The organism is Shewanella sp. SM101, from assembly GCF_025654465.1.
In the GTDB taxonomy this organism is placed as follows: domain Bacteria; phylum Pseudomonadota; class Gammaproteobacteria; order Enterobacterales; family Shewanellaceae; genus Shewanella; species Shewanella oncorhynchi.
This window is the reverse complement of sequence record NZ_JAKKRH010000060.1, coordinates 1-22,146: the sequence shown is the minus strand read 5'-3', so window position 1 is coordinate 22,146 and position 22,146 is coordinate 1. Positions and strand designations below refer to the sequence as shown.

The window sequence follows — 22,146 nt, the reverse complement described above, 5'->3', positions numbered from 1 at the left end:
TTGCCGCTTTTGTTGAAAAATTCAAAGGTGTGGGTGGGCAGTTGTAGTGATATGAAGAGCTCTTTTCACGTAGTTAATGCTTGATGAAAAGAGCTCGATATTTTTAAATTAGTGCTGTTTTTTTTCGAGATAGCAGATATGAATATTCAAATTAGTTTAATTATTATGCATTTTCTGGATAGGTCATTGGCCCACAAATGGAGCTAATAAATAAAGCTACTAAATGATTTCTGTCCAGAAACATGTTTCATCGGATGGTCAAGACAACCATTATGAAACTTATTCCTCTCCCACAGAGAGGTGTGTTAGTAGGTGATTCTCAGGAATCAGTTGGCAAGGTGTGTTAGTAGGTGATTCTCAGGAATCAGTTGGCAAGGTGTGTTAGTAGGTGATTCTCAGGAATCAGTTGGCAAGGTGTGTTAGTGGGTGATTCTCAGGAATCAGTTGGCACGCCCCGCCATCGTGAAGCAACTTAAAGGGCTCTATTTTGAATATTCAAAACGGTCATAGAAGCCCGGTATTTAACGGATTGCAGATAAAGCAGATTTACGTCTTGCTAACTTAATTACAGACTTACCTTTTTCCGTATAGCCTAAATAACTTTGCTTAGAAATACTGTTTTGCATATTTTTGATAATTGTTGGTAATTCTGTTTCTGCAATATTCCAATCATCATCATGCAGTTCAAAAACCTCGCAAATATTGCAGTCGCCGGTTTCTACTGTGATTAATGGAAATAGTCGTTCCGTAAATTCATTAGCTCTTAGGTGCGGCTTAATGACCTTTAAGTAAAATGCCGCTTGTAAGTCATAGCGTAAATCCGCGAATTGATAGGAAGCTAGATATGGATTAGCACTTCGCGTGGTCTTAAGATCGCACGGTACGATAATGCCTTTCAATACCACCAACCAATCGACTTTACATTTCAACATCAAACCAGTTTCATTATCTTTAGATATAAACATTACCTCTGGCATACCCAATTTACGGTCTAAAAACTTAGTTGCATAAGTGTTTGATTTTACCGCTTCATCCAGTGCAATAACATCTAATTGCATCTCTCTGGATACAGGTAATTTTAATGCTTTCTGAGCTAACTCGGGAGTCTCGTCTAATAATTTAATGATCGCGCTACAAGTAATATTAAAATCTAGCGCTTCTATACAAGCATCATAGCAATCTATGCCTATATTGGCTTTAATCCATTCAAGCTGGCGAGTCTCAAATGGCTTGTCGCTAACACCAGCAACATGAAGGCGGCGGCTGAGTTCAGATATCGTGCCGGATACTTGCAAGCCGTGTTTGACACAAGCCGATTTCAAGTCAGCTAGACTCTTTAAATCGTTGGGGTAGTCAGCCGCATCGAGCAACGTAAAGCGGCGAGAGTTAAAAACATCCACTCCTTCCAGCACAATCTCATGTGTCAAAGTACCGGTTTCCCGAGATTTTTTATTAAATAATCGCCCGTTCTTGTCCACATAGTTACGTTCATATTTCTTAGGGCTATCGACATAACATTTCACTTGGCTAGAGCTAATAGCATCTAGATCATGATAAACGTCATTGGGAACGTTGGCGTACACTCCTTCGATTAACTTGCCATTATCGTCCAAGAAAGTGGGGCGGTTATTTTTGTAGCCTGATTTAACTAGGTGGGCCAATACCGATGGGATTAACACATCATCAGAAGCAAAAGAGCAAGCAGATTGAAATGCAGTTCGGGGTGCTGGTTCAAAATAAGCAGCCATTGCGCGGTTTAGTTCATCTAAGTCGTAGGCTAAATTAGTCATGATTTTTTTACCTTTAATTATTTATCTACCTCAATCATTGCACTCTTTCTAAATGACGCAAATTTTGGGGTTGAGGCAAATTTAGATAAAAAAATGCCCCGCAGTGCGAGGCGATGGAGTGAGTTCATAGCAGAGCTAGAAGTTCATAATTGCTTTTATAATGTGAGCATCATATCAATCAACTCAATTAGCGCAAGAATTATAGAAAAAAAGCCTCTGAAATTGACAGAAATAGCTAAAACTGGTCAAATGCATAACACATTTATATATTTGGTTGGTTATGAATATCAAAGCAAGGGTTAGAGCAATCTCTACGTTATGTCTATTGTTAGTACATGCTCAATCTTCTGTAGCTAACACGGGCAATAGTGCCGGGCTCGATGCCTTAGTTCAGGCTAATAAAGATGTCAGTGCCACACAAAAACTTCATCCTACTGGCAACACTGGAGGGAACGGTGGCGAGGATGGAAATCAGCTTATTAAAGATGCCTTTTCTATGCTTGACGATATTAAATGGTCGCAAGCTCTGCCAGTGAAAGGGCTCGTTATGATGGTGTCAAAGGACGGCACTCAGGTGTTAGCCTCTACTGATGGCCGCATATTAATAAAAGGAGGTCAGGTATTCGATGGTTGGAATCGCTCAATGATAATCACAGAAGCTAACGCTAAAGCAGCATGGTTAGCTAAAATTGATAAAACATTGGGAGTTTCAGTTAAAGATATGAGTGCATATTATATCGGTGACTTATCTAAACCTGAACCTGATTTGGCTGTTTTTGTTGATCCGTTATCCTCTGATTTAAACAAGAAACTGTTTGCTTCTCTAATACCACTCAAAGATAAACAAATTGCCATTTTATTAACTCCACTGGTGAATGGTAAGTTGGCAGCAGTTCGAGCTAGGCAACTATGGTGCGCTAAAGACCAAGATCAATCCCTTCGTTTGCTTCTTGACGCGGATACCGTCACGGAACCTGAAACTCTCGAAAACTGCGACATTAAAAAATTGTCCACAACCATCGGCGTAACTCAATTTTTACAAATCCAGCGGCTACCGTACTTAGTTAATAGCTATGGGCTGCATTTCGTCGGCATACCTGCTTCTGTACCTACATTTATCGCGCAATCGGAGAAAAAATAAGATGCTCAATCAATTCAAATTAGGCTGTATTACCGTTGGCCTAGCTTCCTTATTCGGTTGTGCGTCGATGTTTGAAACAGGCGAAGAACCCACTGTTTGTGCGAATAACACTAATAGCGGCTTACCTTGTACAAGCACAAGAGACATCCTGAAATATGCAGATACACCTGGGGGGATAGCAGCCGAAAAAAACCGCCGTTTAGAGGCCGAAGATAATGACGTTAAGGTCAGTAAAAATGTTGTCGCAGATCAAGCGCAAAGTGGCTATGGACAGAGTATAGATCTCAATCAAGTTAGGGAAGCATACACATTTACGGCTGATTTAAATCGTGCTCTACCAGCGCCAGAACCTATGGCAGTAAGGCAGCCCCCTAAAATGTTACGAGTCGCATTTGCGCCTTGGCAGGACGAACGAGGTCGATTACAGAATGTCGGTTATGTTTACGCAGAGGTCGAAATTCGTAAATACACCTATGGCCGCGAGGCGTTCAATATGCCTGCACAAATAACACCTCTCTACATTCGCCAACAATCTATTGAAGATGAGCGCAATGGAAATCCTACTAGCATTAATGGTGTCGGTATTAAAACAACTAAAAAACAGTTCAATGCTGATGTCGAGGCGGCTAAAGCAGTATTAGACCAAGCGCCAAAGGCCATGAAAGACGCACTCGAATTTCAAAATAAGTAGGGGCGTAATATGACAACACTAGATCAATGGAAAGCCAATTTAGGGCTCGAAAAATATTCTGCGATTATCCCTATTCTGGATGAGTTTACAGGTGATGACGGCCAACACACAGGATATATATTAGAGGGGGGATATCTTGGAGCTTCATGGTTATGCCCCCCATCAAGCGGTTACGGCGCAAACATAATAAGTACCCTTGACTCGGTTTTTAAGAAAATATATCCAGAAGGTACGGTTATTCAGTTCTCGTTAGTTGCCTGTGATGACCTAGTTACTGTGTTGGACAATTACAAACATTGTCGCGGCAACCGGAATAGATTTGAAACTGTTATTGATACTGAAATTACAACTGACTATATGGTGGACTACTACAAGGCGTTGGCAGATACATCCATACCATCGAGGGACATGGAAGGTGTGCCGCTTCGTAATTTTGAAGTATGGGCGTCAATTAAAGTTCCTATCAAAAAAGCCATGCCAGCAAATGAGGAAGTGGAAGATTTTATAGATATGGCGAATAATTTTGAGGGGTCGTTACAACAAATTTTCGGTTATTGCACGAAAATGGCCCCTGAAATTCTAATCAACCGTTTGCAAATGATCCATAACCCTTCACCGGATGCGGTTTGGCGTCGAGGTATGGTAGTTAATGGGAAACAAGGCTGCTATAAGCCAACACAACCCATACGTAACCAGCTATTAGAATCGGGGACCGAAGTAAGAGTAGATGGTCGAGATCATTTAGTAATTGAGGCCGCCGATGGTACTGAACGATACATTCAAAGCGTGAGCATCAAAGAATTTCCTGACAACGTATATCAAGGCACGTTGCACCTACTTACAGGCGATTGGCTCAAGGGGGAGGATGGTGCAATTCCGGGGAATTTCATGATCAATCTTGTTGTCGAAATGAGTCCCAAAAAAGTTAGCAAGGAGTACGGAAAGCGCCGAGTCATGGCTAAGCAAATTGGAGAAGGGCCGTGGGCGCGATGGATTTCATCACTAAAGTATGGGCTTCAAGATTTTGAATATTACGAGCATTATCTAGAACGTGAGAAAGCACAGCATTGCCGTTTTCACCTCAATTTCCAAATGTGGTCAGACAGCCTGAAAAACGTTAAAAACAACACCAAAAAACTGATAACTCGCATGGAAGGTTATAGTTGGACTGGTGGCGTGGATAGCATGATAGGCCGATTTACGTGGCTAAATTGCTTACCTATGTGTACCACGCCAGAAGTTAGTGACTTTATAGAACGATTCGATTTTCTGCCGAGCAACCTTGTCAAGTTCTTCGTGCCGATGGTGGCATCATGGGCTGGAAATGCCATTCAACGCCCTATATTAACTTATATAGCCCGTGACGGTCAGCTTATGACCTTTGATCCATTAAAGTCAGACTCTAATTACAATATTTTCATTACAGCCACATCTGGTGCCGGTAAGTCAGTATCAGCCAACTACTTAGTAGAGGGCATACTGTCAACAGGGCAATCACGTATCCCGGATGCTTTTGGAGTACAGCATGGTAAGCCTGACGGCGGAAGAGTTTTCATTATCGACTCGGGCCGTTCTTACGTTAAAACTACAGAACTCTACGCTGGTCAATTCGTGGAAGTGCTCCCCGATAACCGCTTTATATATAATTTATGTCCCTTCAAATCCATAGACGAGTCGCAAAAAGACGATGATGATTCTATGCAAGCAACCGAAACTAACAAGTATTTGGGTGCTCAAGGGGAAATGTTGCTTAACATCCTAAAGCTGATGGCATTCCCTCTTGGTGACTGTGACAGTTATCAGTTTTCGCAAATGTCAGTGTTATTAATGCAGCTTTGGAATCGAAAAGGGCGTGAGTCGAGCATTGATGATTTTGCTGATCTTTGTGCAACACACCAACGCATAGACATTCAGCAAATAAGCGAGCAGTTAACACCGTGGTGCTATAAAAGAGGGGGGCAAAATAGCTGGATGTTTAACCCTGACAAACCTCCAATTCAGTTTGAAAAAGACCTTGTAGTGTTAGAACTTGACGGACTAAATGGTAGCGACCAGTTGAAAGCTGTTTGCATTATGCTGTGCATTCAGCGTATTCAGCAGGAAATGTTCAGGCACGATCAACTTCATATAGTAAAAGCGTTTTTTCTTGATGAAGCGTGGGAGTTCTTGAAAGAAAATAAGGGCGTTGACGAGCAGACCAGACAGGTACTACAAACTCTCGCAAAATTTCTTGAGTCGGGGTGGCGAAGATTTCGTAAGTACGGATCATTTGGTGTGTGTATCAGTCAGTCGATGAAGGATGCCAACGAGTCACCAGCGGGTATCGCGATGGCAAGTAATTCCGCGCATTTGTTCTATTTGATGCAGAACGGCGAAGAACTGACTCGGTTAAATAACGATGGGAAATTTATCGAGCAAGACTATCTCATGTTACGTTCAATTAGGACTGTGAGGCCGCATTTCAGCGAGGTAATGATCTGTTCGGGTGGGATGAAATCAGTAGGCCGTCTGTACCTGCCTAGGGCTAAGGCTCTAACATATTCAACGGCACCTGATGAAAAAAGCAAAATTGAAAATATGATGAAAGAGCATGGGATTGATATGTTTTCTGCATGTCAGAAAATAGCCGAGCAAGAGGGGCTCGACTTGGTGGGTTCGTGGCGCAAGCGGTTGAGTGAAGCAGTAAATTGATTGCTTTATAGTTGAAATACACTTATTTGGGCTATGACTTCTTGAATTGCTGATAACGATATATTCGTGTCACAACCAGTGATGTAATTCATATCGTTATTCACGGCCACAGCATTGAGCGCCAATGAGATATTGGCGTTATTACTAGCCAAGTGGCATTCAATGATATTAGAAATATTTCCAGAGAATGACCAATTAGTTAGAAATAAGGGTAAAAGCTCATCATTGAGTGCCAAGCAATCATATAAATCAACATCAAGTTCAAGGTTTTCGGCATAGGCAGCAGCAATCATAGCGCCACCAAATAAGGCTAGACCAGTAAGAAAACTCTCCGGTTTTTGCTCAATATGGTTCAGTGCTATTGCCGCTTCTGTTGCCAACGTCAGCAATTTGGTACTAACCATGTATCCGCGGCCGTTGCTGGATAATTGCCTTAGAGTGATGATTGTAATGATATTGATGACCTGCACTGCTCCAAGTTTGATAATGGCTCGCCGCAAGTCCGAAATATTGTTTACGGAGGTTGAAAAAGCTGAGTTCGCAATTTTGATGAATACGGCTGACAGTCCCGCGTCTTTGATAACGATCGAGTAAAGTTTTTCTAGAGCATTGTCCTGACTCAGCAGCATTTGATATTCAGAAATGGGAGCTTTATTTACTAGCAGCTCCATGTCTTGCTCTAACACCGCTTTTGCGATGGTCTTAGTGGTTAAATTATCGAGATTATTAAAAGGCATAGACATTCCTAAACAACTAAACAATAACTTTAGCATACACGAAATAAGGTTTAGGTTCAGTTCTGGATCTATATAAATCTACTCGTAAGTTATTGATGTAAGAGGTTAACATGAATAAAAGCTTTAACAGATATCTAACCATCTGCGGGATGAATCTTACGATGGTCATCATGATGTTGGGACTAATTAATACGGCTCACGCAACAGAAACTACGCAATCGGAGTTTTGTGCTGTTGCTATGAGCCAATTCCGTTATTACGCACATGGATATGAAACGGGTGCTAAATGGGTCCCCGGTAGTGATCAATCACCTAAGTATGACGAAAAAGAGATTAATCCAGAGGGTGTGATCATTGATTACTACATAGCTAAGGATTATTTAGATGGGTCGGCGCAGCTCACTAAAACAATCACTAGAAATCTAATTCATACGGCCTATGACAATTACAAATCAGGTCACAGCTCAGCATTTGGAAGCTATTGGACGCTCGCATCTTGTATGGGGTTTATTGATAAGCCTATTCAGTTCCTTGGTCGCTGCGACCGGCAAGAGGTCAAGCCTACTCAAAAGGGGTTTAAGCAGTTTTTAGGCTGTGCGTCATAGGTTATTACTGTGAGACTAAGTGGTTTAATTGCGAGTTGATCCATTTGGCTAGTTAAGTCACAATCAACACACAATTTTTATTTTGAAGTTTATATAAATTATTTGGTGGAGCATGACAAAAATATCATTACTAAAGTTAGGAAAGGTCGCGTTGATAGTGCTATTGACGTTGATTTTTACATTTATTTTTCAAAGTGTTTTTCATCAAAATGGGTCTGCGGTTTCCGTTTCTTCCGGGGGGGAATCCACACCAACAGCACTCACAAAATTGTTACGCAGTAACAGCAATAACAAAATAACCCAACATTGGAGTGTTACCGATGGCAACGCGGTCATTAGCGGTTGGTTAGTTGATTTAGCCGGTCAAAAGCAGATTTATTGGAGCGTTGGCAATTTTGTACTCGCAGGGGGCTTGGTTGACCAAAACGGAGTTAATTTAACTGAGCAGTGGGCTAAAACATTAGGAGTAACCGAAGATGATGCTGGTACTGGTCCTGTGCAACAACAAGCAGCCAGAGTACCTACGGCAACTCAAGATTATACTGAACAAGATTGGCAAAGTTTAGCGTCTGCAACTTACATTCAAGTGGGTGTTGAACAAAGTAATCCCGACAATGCCATTTACATATTTTTTGAACCGTACTGCGGGGCATGTAGTGGTTTGTTAGAGCGATTTAAACCCATTATTGATGAAAAAGGTCTTGATGTCAGGCTAATACCGCTTGCGTGGATTAGCTCTAATTCGGTCCCAGTTATACAAGGAATGATTAATGGGGGGCGGGATGCTGTATGGGCGCATGAAGCAGCTAAAATATCTAAATCTCCGTCTGTGACTGCTGTGCCAACCCCTGAAACAAAAATGGCGATTATCCAAAATTCTGAACTGATGGGTACGCTTGGTGTCTCGGGTACTCCAACTGTGTTTTATCGTGAAAATGGTGTATTGATTAAGGCTGTTAACAGTCAAGCCGCATTGCTGAAAGCGGTAGCTTCAAAAAAATAAATCTAGTGCTATCAAGCCATTTATGTATTAAAAAACAGTGGCTTGATAGCTAAAATTTGCGTGACTTGGAATAGGATATATAGTGAGGTTCTAGTTTTTAAACAAATAGGTTTTTGTATGTTTGGTATATCAGGCAGCAATTCAGGAAATCAATTCATCCTCCGCAGTGGCGAATTTAACTACATTGAGTTTGTTCGTTATCTAGCTAAGTCATTAAGCGTTGGCTCCCGCATTAATCCTCGCTGCTTTCGAGCAACCAAAGCGCATGGCAATAATGACAAACAAGAAGTGGCAGAGAAGCAGTTACGAGAAGTCTTTGACACTCAGTTTGGTAATCGTAACGGTTTTGAGCGAAAACGTTCGGAGCATGGCGGTTACGAATACCTCAAAGTATCACCATAGTAATTAAGTTTTTTTACAATTAAATCAGGGACACACAAGAATGATCGTGAGTAGACCAATTAATAACGAAAATAATGACTTGCTTGTAGGGTGTGAGCAAAGCTGTTTGTTGATTCGTGATCTGAAAGATAACCTCGTCTTGTGCCAAAAAGCACCGGATGGTGGGTGGACGCATGATGCGCTTGAGGCTTTTGATTATTATCAATATAGCCCCTATGGGTGGGATGCATATCTAGGGAACAAAGACAATTGGATAGGTAGTTCAGAAGTGTAGGGTTTAATTTAGTTATATTAGTTTTACACGTAATTGGAGCTCACTATGAATCTAACAGCACCTGAAACGAATGAGGCAGGTTATGCCGATGTTTTTTCTAAAGAGCCATATATAGATGCTGAAAGCGATGGAGAGCGGTACTTGATACACATGTTGTATGTTCCCCCTAGTCTTAGGTACAAAGGGATTGGTCAATCATTATTTAAAAAATTTCTGCTGAATTTACCATCTAATATTAAGTACCTTAGATTGAAAAGTGCGGCCCTAGGTTCTGGTGATACGCTACCATTCTGGCGTTCTCTCGGCTTTTCGTCTGCGTACACTGGAAATGATGACGCAAGCCGGATTCTGCATTTATCTGTCAATGGCTATGCTTTGCCGCCAGTTGATGATGTGGGGCCAGATGAACGTCACTATATTTTTGATTAACCCTAAACTGCTCATCCTCATTTTCAATACCTGTAATTCATTACGCATTATCGCTGTAAATCCCTCACATTAATAATCCAGTGACAAACCTATATCTTCGTAAGAGTTAGGCATCAATAACCTGGGATGATACTTCCACTGATTTTACCCTTACAAGTTAAACCTTCACCACTATTAAAGATTTAATTAGTTTTATCTACTTTTTAAGTGTGTTTTTTATTGATTCAAACCTAGCATAATCGCTTAAAATTTATCTTAAAAACCTCTAAGGCCATTTAAGTTGTGATAGCATCACTATTAATATAATTGTGTTATCTGTGCGTGGGGGTATGAACGATATGAGTACATTAAGCAAGACTATATTAGTCGCGGCAATATATTCGCAACTTGTGTGGCATTCACAAGCGTTTGCGGTGTCGGGTGTGACTATCACTGGGGAACTGACGGCAAAAATGCCGGAGGTAATACTAGCGCCTTTGACGGGGGTTACTGCGAATGTCCAATCAGTCAACATTAAACCATCGCAGGGGGGTAATGCGGGTTGTAATCTAACTACAGATGATATTGCAGCTAAGGCGTTTACTCAAACGCAGGGCAATTTATTGTGCTTGCTTGAGTGGTCATTACCATCGGGTTTAAGTGCTTACAGTGATGGTTTTCAGGGGTACTTCAATAACTACGGTAATAATATTATCGGTTACACCGTTAGCATTTACTCTGGCAGTAATAAGGAAAAAGTAGTTGTAGAAACGGGCTCCATGACTATCCATGCCGCTCAAGCTATTGCGCCAAATCTCATTGAATTGATTAGTGATTTGACCACTGGGCCACAAGTTGGCAAAGACATAGAAAGCAACAGTAAAGGTAATATTCTCAAGTCCGTCAAAGTTACTGCGGATTCAAGGCCATATAACCAAGTGGTAAATATCCCTTCCGTGGGGGCGTGTACTATCCCAAAAGACACTCAGTCATGCACAATCTCTACGGCTGGTATAACGATAATAACTGATCCCAGTAATGATATGGGCTCAAACAGTTATAGTTTTAGCATTGATTCTGATAACGCATACTTTGCTACAATGAGTAATGAGTTTAAATCTCAATACAATATCGCATGGGATTTTAGGGCACCTAATTTCGATTATTATGTGATGCAGTCGGTGGCCGCAGGTAACGAGCTGCCAATTACAAAGACGCTTGATAATGGCATGGTCATTACAGTAGTTAACGAAAAAGCATTACTGACAGTAAAAACTCCGCACGAAGGTAAATCAGGAACTTGGTGGCACCCTAACGCCAAACTCACGCTAAAGCCAGATGCAAGCTATCAAATTAAGACGCCAACTTATGTGTTAGGCGGTGATAATATTTTGTCTAACGATGTGATCAATCTACCAACTGGCGAGTTTCAACTGAATCCCAAATTATCAACACAATATGGCGACACTTGGGCGTTTGAATTCGACTTATCAACCTTGCCAGATGGGGTTTATATCCCTCAAGCCAAACTGATAGATGCGTACAGTAACTATTGGGAGGGCAGTGTAAGCACATCGACTAGCATCGACCGTAACCCACCAACTATTAGAATTTATAATACAAATGGTGGCATTGTGAACGCCGCAGATCCAATTTATTTCTTTGATGATATTTTGGTGGCCGCAGTTGATTCTATGTCAGGTGGGGGAAAAGTCATCGCTGCGTCAGTAGACGGGCAAAGTGTACTTGGTGAGGGTGTTGAGGAAGGTGTCGAATATCTGAAAATGCTTAAAACTCCTGAATCTCAGTTAGAGCCTAACAGCAATAAGATTTTGTCTGTGGTAGTAAAAGATAACGCCGGCAACACATCAGTAGAAGAAATTTCAATCCGATATATGCCCGTGAAATGGCAGATTGATGATCGCAGTCAAACATACCAGCGAGGTGTTCAGTCGGTAGCTATGCCGTTAAAAAACACAGAGGGCGTTGGCTGTCGTATTTATGCGAGCCCTGAGCTTGCTAGAGGCGCAATAGGTGACATTACTTATCGCTGCTTTATCGAATGGCTGCAATACCCGAGTGGCTTGAGCTCGCAATGGCTCAACTCTCAACAAGTGCTTACAGGGACTTTCCAGCAATCAACAAAACCTACGTTACTTAATGAGGCGCAGTACAAAGTTTGGATGATAAATAAGAAAGGATCTGAGGCAATTAGCTATATAGGTAAGCAAGGGTTTAACGTTGTAGAGCCAACACCTCCGACAGTAAGTGTGGCTAAGTATCGTGAGTATAAACCAGAGATTTTCACTACAACAGTTGATGGTGGAGTGGTAACAACATCCTCAGCCGAGTTTATAAACGGTGATCTGGTTTTTAGCATATCGAGCAGTGACGGTACACAAACTAATTATCCTTATGTTCAATCCGGTTCGGCGCAGTCTAAAAAACGGATAGGCAAAGTATTGACTGTGGGCAAGTCAGCATTGTGGACGGCCAGAGATATTGAGCTAAAAGCGCAATACACCGGTGACAATTCAGCGTTCGGAGTTAAGAATTTAAAAGTTCTTACTGTGCCAAGTTCATTCATTATAGCCAAACTAGAAACGCCAGAAGTGGTCCAAAATACGCAGTCTGTTATTACGGCTAAAGTAAGTATCGGAATTGTTGATTATCAAACCAGAAAAATTACTTACGACAAAGATACGATGGGTGAATGGTCGGCGGTAGTAGCAATTGAAACGCGAAGCAAGGATGGGTTATACCATTATAAAAATCTGACAGATACGCTAGAGATTGATAAGGAGGGTAAAGCCTCTGCTAACATCCCATTTGTTGATTTAGCGATTGGCAGCTCTCGCTTGGTCGCATTAGTAAAAGTGGATAGTAAATTACCAGATTATGAAAAAACGATAAAAAGCAACTCAGCGTTTTTCCAAATTTATAAAGGTGAAGCGATAGATGGAGAAATTCAATTAAGACGCATGGCTGGTAAAGCACCTTTCACCGCCCAATTGCTGTATATGCCTGACACTCTAAATGACCGCCGGGCTAAGGGTGATGTCACTTGGGAAATGTCAAAAGATGAAGGTGTTACTTGGTCAGTGCTCGCGACCAATAAAGATGTATTTCAGACAGTGTTAGCTAATAAAGGGCTTTATCAGTTTAGAGCTCAAATTACTAATAAGTTCAGCGGAATTAAGGCTACGACTGATTATCAAGAAATCTTGGTTTATGAAACACCAGTTTTAAAAATTAATGGTGTATCAGCACTGCATCCCGCAGAAATAGCTAATTACACATTAATAGATAACGGTGAAGCGGTAGACTTAACATCAACAGAAGTACAGTGGTCACTCGATGGCGTTAATTGGGTGGATGGCAGCGATATATTTACGTTAACAATGGACGGAAATACTCGTTATAACCTGCAAGCTAGAGCTGCTTACGAAGGAACTGAGCTAGCGGGGAATGCTCGTTATGCTAAGGCTGTGAAGATTGTACGTGCCGCACGTTTACAACCAGTGCGCCTTTCTCTGCCAATAATGAAAGCTATGGAAGAAGGGGTGAGTTACACCGTAGATGCTGTCAGTTCATTGGCAGATGTGGCGGCGGGAACCGACATCATAACTGAGTGGAAGTTACCTGATGGAACGAAGGTGTTAGCACAAAGTATCACCTACATTCCAACCGGGGATGATGTGACAAAAAAACAGGTTACGCTCGAAGTTAGAGCCTGGGCGGATGGGTATAAAACGGAAACTGAAACCCTCAAAAGACTGTCACCGGCTGCGTGGCGTTATAGTTTTCCGACTTTTGAGATTATTAGCAAAACATCTAGTAGTTATGCCCCAACTTCGGGTTCCATGCTTATTAGTACACCAACGGATTTGCCCCCTTACTATTCAGGTGTGACATTTAACGTTGAGTGGGATGTTCCTAGCAGTTACGAGGTGATCCGCAAAACGGACAAGCAGGTTGTGTTTAATGTAACTGAGGCCGGTACTGATAGCGTCAAAGCGACTATCACAGATAGCAGAGGGAGCGCGAAAGTGATATCGACTTATATCGGTACAAACAAAGCGCCAGAACCACAGTTAAGTATCGAGCCTCGTTATAGTAATAATCTTATGCGTGAACCGCTGACCATCATCGCTAACTTGTCCGGAAAAATGGGTCACCCATTAGACCGCGTTAATACGGTAGCTTGGTATCTCGATGATAATCTCATTGAGCCTAAAAACCTGCGCGTGGTTATCTCCGGTGTGGGCGAGGGCGTTCACAAGCTCAAAGCGGTAATGACCTCTACATTCAATATTCAACGCGAGTATGTGATGGAGGTGCCCGTTGCTAAAAACGTACCGCCAGTGTGTGAAGTCAAGCAAAGTAACTACTCTAATGTTATCCGGTTAGACATGAATTGCTCTGATGAGGATGGAAAAATGGTTAAATTTGAGTGGAACATTAATGGCGAAATATCGCCCTATATTGGGTCATATATGTACGTCAGTAAAACCGCAGGCTATAACGCCGTGATTATAGCGCGGGGAGTTGACGACTCTGGTGCGTTTAGTAACTCAATCGAAAAATCGTTCTCCTACTAAGAGTAAGTATAAACAATAATAAGGGCGCCCAAATTGGGTGCCCTTATTATTTGCGGACATAAACCTCAGTTTCTAACTTGTTAGCCAAGGCTTCTGCACCAGCTATCAGTGCATCAAGGCTTTCCGTGTAATCTGAGATAACATCGTAGCCTGAATTGCCATAAACAAGCTGAACAGCACCCATATACGCACCTTGGGCGCTGCGAAACCTTAACAGATCTTCATCACTGGACATAACGGCTTCCATAATATCCACGAACGATGAAGATCGTTTTAAGCACCATTCCTCTGAATCAAACACCGACACTTTATAATTTAATGCTAGTGCATCTTCTATAAGTTTTTGAATTATTGTTTTTTCAAGCTCAATACGTTTTTCAATGCTCATTTCAAACTCCAAGTTAAGTGCAGCACCTTTGCTGAATGATTAACTGTACGAACAATGTTTATGCTGGTCAATGCTCGCTTAACGCATTTTTATTCATCAATTGCGAGGGCTTGGGTATTGAATTACATAAGTTGATGTACGGCACCTACTCTAGTAATATATAAAAACTTTTAAAACATAAAGGTGTGTTGAATGAAAGTTGATAAAATCCATTGGCGCTACACATACCTATTTCCTATCTGCATTGCAGCAGGGCTAACGCTCACCGCTACATGGTTTAGTCATTCATATAAACTCATTTTCGTGGCTAATTCTGATAAGTGCATTCCGGGCAGTATCTTTGTTGTTGATACCACACAAAGAAACATAAATAGAGGGGATTTAGTTATGTTTAAATCCCACAAAACAGACATTTTACCTGCAAATATCAACATTATAAAAATAGTTGCCGGGGTCGCCGGTGACAGTGTTGATGTGGGTGTTTATAGCGTTAAGAACAGCTCAAAAAAATATCCGGCACCGATTGAGTCGGCAGCTCTGGCGCTAGATATAGATGTAAAAAATCTCATTGGTATACATAAAGTAGCTAGTGACTCTCTTTTTGTTCTAGGCACTGAATCAGGCAGCTATGACAGCCGTTTTTTCGGTGCAATAAATAACTCACAGGTGATAGGCCGTGCATATCTCATTATTTAATAGGCTTACACTGGTCGCTGCTGGAATTATGTCTATGTCCGGCGCTTACGCCGATGAGAGCTATCAGCCATTCATGCAAGACGCCAAGCGTCAAATGGATGCCGTTCGCCAACAAATTGAAAGTGCAAGGAGTGAAAACGGGGCACAAGTTAATAAGGCTGGTGTGCCAATAAATCAAGGTTCTTATATTTCTCAAGCGCAAATGTTAACTCAGCAAGCCTCTGAAATCCGTGAAAATGCAGATAGCATATTGGTAAACCCGAGTGCAGCAGCTAACGAAGATATTAGCAAAAAAGCTCTAGCCATTCGCAATAAGATACTAACTAAACCGCCCTCGATAGAAAGTCTAAAAAAACAAGCAATAGACGCAAACGGAGAAGTGCTAATTTTCGCATCGTTTGGGATGCCTGATTTTACCATGCGTTCAGTGCTAGTTGCTGCGGCTGAATCGGCGGTAAAAACCACAATTGTTTTTCGCGGACTAAAAGACGAATCAGTAGATATTCGTGATGCCTCGCGAGCGATCCGTCAGGCCATTGTAGATGCAGGGCTTGATAAGTCGCCTCGCGTCATAATAGATCCTCGGCTGTTTAACACTTACTCAATTGATGTCGCCCCTACCATGCTATTTAGACAGGGGGGGAAGGTGGTTACAGCTACCGGCTTAGAGTCTATTGAGGATTTTGTGAGTCAATCAAGGTCCATGATCCAAAGTGGTTCATTGGGTACGTTGTCAGACACTTACAACATAACAGAAATGGACATGTTGGAGCTTATCCAAAAGAAACTAAAAACGATTAACTGGGAAGATAAAAAAGGCGAAGCCATTCAGCGGTTCGTTAATCGAAAAGAAGTCGCGCTAACTGAAAGCTCCAAAGATGAAGATGTGCGCTACAGGATAGATCCACGCGTTAGATTCACCAAAGACCAAACAACTCCTGATGGGAAGTATTTTGCTAAAGCGGGGGATGTAGTTGATCCAACCGCATTACTTACTTTTGAAACTCGCTTGTTGATGGTTGATCCAAGTAGTCAGCGTCAACTCAAATGGCTGAATGACGAATTAAAAGCGGAGCCTAATAAACAAATTTATATTTTGTTGTCCTCACTCCCGACAGGTAATGACCTTACTGAATTTGGGCGCTTACAAACTAAGTTAGATCGGCGGTTATATCTGATGCAGCCAAACATGATCACCCGCTTCAAATTAGAACACTTGCCCGTTCGTGTTGATCTACTAAAAGGCGAAATTAGAGTGACAGAAATCGGGCAAAGGGCGCTAAACAGTGCCGGGCTACCCGCATTGTTGGTTGAAAAAACAGGGGTAGCAAAATGATTAAAAACGCAGTGCGAGTATTGATTTTGGCATCGAGCATTTTTGTAGGTGGAACGTCAGCAGGTAGTATGCCGGATGCTGTATGTCCAGACGCAGGATACTTCAATAACCTCATAAACTCATTTTGCTGGTCTTGTACCCTACCATTCAACCTAGCGGGTTTTTCTGACAACGTGCCAAAAGGTGCTAACGATAGTGCATTATGCTCATGCTCTGACGCACTGGGCGTACCTGAATTGGGCGTGTCACTAGGCTACTGGTCACCAGACCATTTGGTTGAGGTTTCCGCTACGCCTTGGTGTAGTCCTACACTCGGCGGTACGCTGATGCAAAACGATTTAACCATGCGTGGGAGGCCATCAAATCCTGAGACTCAATCAGCAGAAACTATATCGTTCCTGCATTACAACTACATAATTAATCCGGTTTTTAAAATGCTAGGTTTGTTTTTGCTGCCAGAATGCGACACATCCCCAGGATTTTTCGACCTAGACATAGCCTATATGTCGATACTGGATATCACGTATGAAAACTCTGCCTTATCGTTCCTGTTCACTCCTGACGCCATTCCGATAGCTAACCCTATTGGGCGCGCAACTTGCGTTGCAGACGGTATGCTTATGACCAGCAGCGGAAGTGCGAATGAATCATTATGGTTCTGTGCTGGATTAGATGGGCCATTGTATCCGCTTACAGGTTTTATCCATGCTGATAATGACTTTATACGTAACACGCAGTTAATTACCACACGCTCACTCGCGGCCCTACATCGTAGAGGGTTGGCGCGTAAAACTTATGGTAAAGATGCTATGTGCTCTCCTGAATACAGCCCAATGATTCCAAAGGCGCAATATAAAATTTCGATGATGTACCCATCGCCGGAAGCTAACCCCGCCGCAGCTTCGGCGGCAAAGCCTGACAAATCAGCTAATAGTGAAGGTGATAGTCAATCAGAGTTAGATGGTAGTTGGGATGAGTGTTGTCACCCGCTAGGTTGGCCGACTATTTGGTGGGGTGCCGGTCGTAAGTCAGTGGGGAACGGCAAAGACCAACACGCAGTTTATTCTATTTTCCGCTATACCGATTGCTGTGTGAGGATGTGAGTTGATGGACAACAACAAAGTACCAATCTGGAAAGTTTTTGGGTCGTATAGTATCGGTGCAATCTATTTATTTAACATCCTAACGCTGAGTTTTTTAGCGCTATTTCTAACGACAAACCCCGTTTTTGCAGAGTTTGATAAACCCATATCGCTTAACTATTCATGCCCTACTGGGTGGAATTATTCAAGTGGCAAGTGCGTTAAATACAGCAATTCAAGCCCTATTGTATCCTGCCAAACTGCCGGATACTCCCTTACTACTGTTAATGGTTTACAAACATGCAAGAAAGATGAAAGCCGAACTACAATTAATCAATGTCCGGCGGGTACAAACTGGCTCGATAATGACGTTAATTGGAACTACAAAGATCCGCTTTACCCGTCCCTGTGTTCTGCTCGTGCAAGCGGGGGAAGTCTAGCCTCTTGTCCTAGTGGATACACCTCGTTTGCGAATGGGATCTGCTTTAAGCTACAAACCCCATTAGGTAAGACTTGTCCAAATGAAGGAGGGACGGCAGAATCTGTCAATCAAATATGCCCTCAAACCTACATTGACATGGGGCTGTGTAAGTCAGGCGAAAGCATTAACGTGGCCTTGCCAGATCAAAACTGGAAAAAATCCAACGAGACTACATGTTTACGGACTGTTTATGAGGGCGTGATAAAAAGCTGTCCTTCTGGATATAAGGACGTTGATGATAACACCTGTCAAAAAATCGAATCACAGCCAGCAAATATCTCCTGTCCAGCAGGTTACTACCAAGATTCCGGTCAATGCCTCCTTGGTGCTGCGCCAAGCTGTCCATCTGGAACCACGCTAGTAGATGGTTCTTGCGTCAATTCATCAGGCACAAACACACAATGCCCCGCAGGAAAAGAGCTAGATACATACAGCAATACGTGCCTTACAACCAAAGGCAAGTTGTCTGATATTGATTATTTTAAAACGATTGGTGTCGAGTTCGGTAAAACTGCGGTAGGCACTATTGAGTTGCCCGGTGGTAATTCGGACACCATGAAGTTGAACTATCGTAATATCGGCCAAGCCGAAGTTACAACTGAAAATATGACCAAAGGCGATATGTTGGGGTTAGACACTAACAATGGTTACGCTGTGTCAGCATCTGGTACATACCAAGACGAGCGCGCCCAACAACGGGCCATTAAAGACTCTGTTGAGCGTAACACTGCCTATGGCGAGTCTGAGCCTGTGGAGGGGAGTACACAAGAGGAAACTAATGATTTACAAGACCACAGCGCAAATGCGTACTTAACATTGGTTGACGCTCAAAATAAAAACCCCCCACACACAATAGGTAAAGACGCATCATTCTTAAAGGCGGGGGCTGCCGAGCAAGGGGAGATCCTTAACGGTTCTGGTGGTCAATATTTCGGAGATTGTACGAGCGAGACTGTCACAAAAGTAATAACAGACAATTCAACTATTGTGAATACGCCCCAAGAATGTTTTAAGCCAAACCGCAATAATTTGTCCAGTTGTAATCGGGAGAGAACGATAACTCCCCCGGACCAGAATAAAATTTTTGGCACAGGGTTTAGTCTTTGCGGTAAACGCTGTATTACGTTGACGGTTGGTACTGAGGGTGATAACTACCTGACTGATAACCAAAATGGTACATGCAAAGTCTACAACGACTCGAAGTCATTTCGCTTAGGTGAAGGAATTAATATCACCTCTGCTACTGTCAGTAGTACGCATTATGATGATTATTACCAGTTGTCGGTAAACGGAAACATGATCAGGCAGTCAGCTCTTATGCCAGCAGACGGCGAGAGTTGTTCTGATAAGGAAAATACATGGATCGATACCCCGCTAGACGCAACCATTCCCTTTGAAAATGCAACAGCCACAAGCCGTATTGTTACCATAAACCAATCTGTTGCGGTTAAAGACTTAGGCGAAGGGTATTCAAAATTAACAATCCAATTTGACCAAGATTTAATTTCGAGTTGGGATGACGAAATAGTAGAAAGCCCTGATGGATGTGAAGCATCATTATCATCGCCTAACAGTTTTTGTACCGCGTCAGAATGGGTGTGTGATGCAAGGTTTGATTCAAAATTAATCAATAATGAGGGCGTGATTAATTTGTCAGACATTGACGGAAAAGAAGGTGTATCGGCTGCATCTGGCGAAAATGATGTCGTTTTGTTGGTAATGAGAAGGGATTTTGAACCAACATTAAGCACTGGGATTTCAGAAAATTGCGGAAACATAGTAGGCACAACAAATGGTGAATCTGACAACAAAAACGATGATGGCCTTTGGATGTGCAAAACCAGTATTGGATTTCAGACTCACAGTAAAAGTGATAACCCCGCGATGTTCGGCATAAACATTACAGATGTCATGCCAGAACAAAGTAAATGGACGACCTTTGCTGTCAAAATTAATAACGGCAGTGAATCGAAGTATTACAACGAGGGTGGTCAAGTTTTCACGGCCTCTAAACAGTATGGCTCTAAGTGGGACTCACTCATTCAACGCCGCATTTTGATTGGGCGCGGCAACACCTCACAAGATTGGACCAAAGTTGCGAATGCTCCATTGTACTTAGCGCACTGGGAAGTATTGAGGGATGTAACGAGCGACCAGCAGGTTATAGATGCGGTTAACAGGACAAAGGACTTATTTAGCCCAACCAATTTTGAGCCCCTATTTGAAGGTGACGATGGGTTGACACCTTGCATGTACGCACACATGACCGATTACGTGTGCGATCCCCTTAAAGGCGCTCGATTACCTCTAAACGGTGGCTCTGTAGGTTACTCAGAAATTCGCACAATGGGCGACCAATGCCAGCAATATACATCTAATGAAAGGTGCAGTATTGAATCTTCGGTATGTGCCGAGGGTTGGATGGATTCAGCAACTAACACATGTTTTGGGTGGGATGTTACTTACAATTGTGAAAGCGGTACGGTCATAACCAAGACTGAAACAGTAGAAAATAACTCCTGTTTTACCAATACTAGCTGTATAGGTGATAACTGCGAGACACGGGGAACTGAAACTAACACCGACTTTATTCAGACAGCAGCAATGTACGCGGCCATTAACGAAATGGATAACGGCTCATCGTGTAGTGATCCTACAGATCCATCAACCTGCCAAGTTTTCGTAGGCACTAATGAGCAATGTAGTTGGGACCAGCTAAAAATCAATGATTGCTGCTCAACTAAAGGCACTGACTCAACATCGAATCTTTTTAAAATGTCGCTAATGGTCTTTCAAGCCGGGCAAAATGCGGTATCAAGTGAAAGCGTATGGGTGAATGAATACCTAGGTGGTGAATACGCAAAGAAAGGTTGGAGTATGGTAAAAAGCGGGTGGAATGATGCTGTAGATTGGGTGTCAGATACAACCACGCCTGCATCTGAGGCCGCAAAAGGTGCTTGGGAATTTATGAGTAGCCCTTTTTCATCCGAGGCCACAGGCACCGCCGGTAATGCCGCGGCATCAGTATCGGCAGAAGGTGGCTCATTGGTGACAGATTTTTTTACTGACTTAGCGAGTTCCATTGAAACGGTGAAATCTGAAATCTATAGTTATGTGTACGACTTGATGCCAGAGGCTATGCAAACCGCTATCAGAGAAGGGGCCACTGCATTAGGAGTGGATTATACGACTACTGCGGCTGACGCAGGCGCGCAAGCATTAGAGGGCATTGCGACTGAGGTGTTTGCAGCCTTGTCGTTCGTTATGATGCTTTATACTATTTATAACATGCTCAAACTGCTTTATACCATTTTGACAGCCTGTGATGAAACAGAGCTAAAAATGGGCACGGAATTAAAAGAGCGAAAATGCTTCTTTGTGCGAAACGTGCCTTGCAAAAAAACGCTAGGTATTTGCACCACCAAAGCACACAACGAGTATTGCTGCTTTAAGTCCACATTGGCGCGGATCATTATGGAGCAGGTGATCATACAGATCGGTCATAATCCGAAATCGTGGCATGATGGCGAGCAATGTCGTGGCCTTACATTGGACGAGTGTAACCGTCTAGCGAACCACACCTACTGTTTAAAATTCCAGGGTAACAAGCTATCGATATTGGGTTCTGGTTTACACAGTTCATCAAGGCAAACCATGATGTAATCAAATGGGATTAGACCATTTATTTTGGCGGTTTCCACAATACTGTAAAGGGCGGCACTGGCATGTGCACCGTTAGCCGTTTGGCTAAATAACCAATTTTTTCGGCCTATCACAAACGGTTTTACTGCACGTTCAGCTCTATTGTCAGCTCTATTGT

The 22,146-nt window shown here is 42.5% G+C and carries 16 protein-coding genes; 12 read left to right on the top strand and 4 right to left on the bottom strand.

Annotation, left to right across the window (positions count from 1 at the left end):
• Window positions 1–521: 521 nt before the first annotated feature.
• Window positions 522–1,790: a PD-(D/E)XK nuclease-like domain-containing protein gene (locus L5M38_RS21685; protein ID WP_263180290.1), complete on the bottom strand. Its 1,269-nt coding sequence runs from the start codon at window positions 1,788–1,790 to the stop codon at window positions 522–524.
• 280 nt (window positions 1,791–2,070) lie between these two features.
• Here L5M38_RS21685 and L5M38_RS21680 point away from each other — a divergent pair, with 280 nt between their 5' ends.
• Genes L5M38_RS21680 through L5M38_RS21670 form a run of 3 tightly spaced genes read left to right on the top strand, consistent with a single transcriptional unit; the run spans window position 2,071 to window position 6,313 of the window.
• Entirely contained in the window at window positions 2,071–2,931 is an 861-nt protein-coding gene (locus L5M38_RS21680) for a hypothetical protein (protein ID WP_263180289.1), read from the top strand.
• A gap of 1 nt (window position 2,932) precedes the next feature.
• The gene (locus L5M38_RS21675; RefSeq protein ID WP_263180288.1) at window positions 2,933–3,622 is read left to right on the top strand and encodes a TraV family lipoprotein; all 690 of its coding nucleotides are present in this window, start codon (window positions 2,933–2,935) and stop codon (window positions 3,620–3,622) included.
• Window positions 3,623–3,631: 9 nt separating this feature from the next.
• A complete protein-coding gene (locus tag L5M38_RS21670) occupies window positions 3,632–6,313 on the top strand; it encodes a TraC family protein (protein ID WP_014620331.1) in 2,682 nt (893 codons plus the stop codon).
• 5 nt (window positions 6,314–6,318) lie between these two features.
• Here the strand turns inward: L5M38_RS21670 and L5M38_RS21665 are convergent, their stop codons facing one another.
• Complete coding sequence (locus tag L5M38_RS21665; RefSeq protein ID WP_263180287.1) at window positions 6,319–7,050, bottom strand: HDOD domain-containing protein; 732 nt, start codon at window positions 7,048–7,050, stop codon at window positions 6,319–6,321.
• Window positions 7,051–7,160: 110 nt separating this feature from the next.
• Between L5M38_RS21665 and L5M38_RS21660 the strand changes: the two genes are divergently transcribed.
• The 5 genes from L5M38_RS21660 (at window position 7,161) to L5M38_RS21640 (ending at window position 14,343) form a co-directional block, all read left to right on the top strand.
• The gene (locus L5M38_RS21660; protein WP_263180286.1) at window positions 7,161–7,655 is read left to right on the top strand and encodes a hypothetical protein; all 495 of its coding nucleotides are present in this window, start codon (window positions 7,161–7,163) and stop codon (window positions 7,653–7,655) included.
• A gap of 112 nt (window positions 7,656–7,767) precedes the next feature.
• Window positions 7,768–8,658, top strand: coding sequence for a hypothetical protein (locus L5M38_RS21655; RefSeq protein ID WP_263180285.1), 891 nt, complete (start codon window positions 7,768–7,770; stop codon window positions 8,656–8,658).
• 117 nt (window positions 8,659–8,775) lie between these two features.
• Entirely contained in the window at window positions 8,776–9,060 is a 285-nt protein-coding gene (locus L5M38_RS21650) for a hypothetical protein (protein WP_014620326.1), read from the top strand.
• Between the two features lie 319 nt (window positions 9,061–9,379).
• Entirely contained in the window at window positions 9,380–9,763 is a 384-nt protein-coding gene (locus L5M38_RS21645; protein WP_263180284.1) for a GNAT family N-acetyltransferase, read from the top strand.
• 338 nt (window positions 9,764–10,101) lie between these two features.
• Window positions 10,102–14,343 carry an Ig-like domain-containing protein gene (locus tag L5M38_RS21640; protein WP_263180283.1) on the top strand — a complete coding sequence of 1,414 codons (4,242 nt, stop codon included), beginning with the start codon at window positions 10,102–10,104 and terminating at the stop codon, window positions 14,341–14,343.
• A 46-nt stretch (window positions 14,344–14,389) separates the two neighbouring features.
• On the opposite strand, the gene L5M38_RS21635 is transcribed toward L5M38_RS21640, so the two are convergent.
• Window positions 14,390–14,731 (bottom strand): hypothetical protein, encoded by a 342-nt coding sequence (locus tag L5M38_RS21635; RefSeq protein WP_263180282.1) that lies wholly within the window; start codon window positions 14,729–14,731, stop codon window positions 14,390–14,392.
• A gap of 192 nt (window positions 14,732–14,923) precedes the next feature.
• Here L5M38_RS21635 and L5M38_RS21630 point away from each other — a divergent pair, with 192 nt between their 5' ends.
• The 4 genes from L5M38_RS21630 to traN are packed head-to-tail and all read left to right on the top strand — an operon-like array spanning window position 14,924 to window position 21,989.
• Complete coding sequence (locus L5M38_RS21630; protein WP_263180281.1) at window positions 14,924–15,427, top strand: S26 family signal peptidase; 504 nt, start codon at window positions 14,924–14,926, stop codon at window positions 15,425–15,427.
• Complete coding sequence (locus L5M38_RS21625; protein ID WP_263180280.1) at window positions 15,408–16,763, top strand: TrbC family F-type conjugative pilus assembly protein; 1,356 nt, start codon at window positions 15,408–15,410, stop codon at window positions 16,761–16,763. Before L5M38_RS21630 ends, L5M38_RS21625 begins: the two co-directional genes overlap by 20 nt.
• Complete coding sequence (locus L5M38_RS21620; RefSeq protein ID WP_263180277.1) at window positions 16,760–17,866, top strand: TraU family protein; 1,107 nt, start codon at window positions 16,760–16,762, stop codon at window positions 17,864–17,866. The genes L5M38_RS21625 and L5M38_RS21620 overlap by 4 nt, the downstream gene beginning before the upstream one ends.
• A 4-nt stretch (window positions 17,867–17,870) precedes the next feature.
• A complete protein-coding gene (traN, locus tag L5M38_RS21615) occupies window positions 17,871–21,989 on the top strand; it encodes a conjugal transfer protein TraN (RefSeq protein WP_263180276.1) in 4,119 nt (1,372 codons plus the stop codon).
• Here traN and L5M38_RS21610 read toward each other — a convergent pair.
• Window positions 21,908–22,146: transposase domain-containing protein (locus L5M38_RS21610; protein ID WP_263180275.1), on the bottom strand; the 239-nt coding region annotated here is incomplete at its 5' end. The two genes, traN and L5M38_RS21610, sit on opposite strands and share 82 nt — an antisense overlap.

Coding starts and splice junctions, on each gene's coding strand:
- L5M38_RS21620 (WP_263180277.1), top strand. CDS start 16,760: ATGATTAAAAACGCAGTGCGAGTATTGATTTTGGCATCGAGCATTTTT.
- L5M38_RS21650 (WP_014620326.1), top strand. CDS start 8,776: ATGTTTGGTATATCAGGCAGCAATTCAGGAAATCAATTCATCCTCCGC.
- L5M38_RS21645 (WP_263180284.1), top strand. CDS start 9,380: ATGAATCTAACAGCACCTGAAACGAATGAGGCAGGTTATGCCGATGTT.
- L5M38_RS21655 (WP_263180285.1), top strand. CDS start 7,768: ATGACAAAAATATCATTACTAAAGTTAGGAAAGGTCGCGTTGATAGTG.
- L5M38_RS21675 (WP_263180288.1), top strand. CDS start 2,933: ATGCTCAATCAATTCAAATTAGGCTGTATTACCGTTGGCCTAGCTTCC.
- L5M38_RS21630 (WP_263180281.1), top strand. CDS start 14,924: ATGAAAGTTGATAAAATCCATTGGCGCTACACATACCTATTTCCTATC.
- L5M38_RS21670 (WP_014620331.1), top strand. CDS start 3,632: ATGACAACACTAGATCAATGGAAAGCCAATTTAGGGCTCGAAAAATAT.
- L5M38_RS21685 (WP_263180290.1), bottom strand. CDS start 1,790: ATGACTAATTTAGCCTACGACTTAGATGAACTAAACCGCGCAATGGCT.
- L5M38_RS21680 (WP_263180289.1), top strand. CDS start 2,071: ATGAATATCAAAGCAAGGGTTAGAGCAATCTCTACGTTATGTCTATTG.
- L5M38_RS21660 (WP_263180286.1), top strand. CDS start 7,161: ATGAATAAAAGCTTTAACAGATATCTAACCATCTGCGGGATGAATCTT.
- traN (WP_263180276.1), top strand. CDS start 17,871: ATGGACAACAACAAAGTACCAATCTGGAAAGTTTTTGGGTCGTATAGT.
- L5M38_RS21635 (WP_263180282.1), bottom strand. CDS start 14,731: ATGAGCATTGAAAAACGTATTGAGCTTGAAAAAACAATAATTCAAAAA.
- L5M38_RS21640 (WP_263180283.1), top strand. CDS start 10,102: ATGAGTACATTAAGCAAGACTATATTAGTCGCGGCAATATATTCGCAA.
- L5M38_RS21665 (WP_263180287.1), bottom strand. CDS start 7,050: ATGCCTTTTAATAATCTCGATAATTTAACCACTAAGACCATCGCAAAA.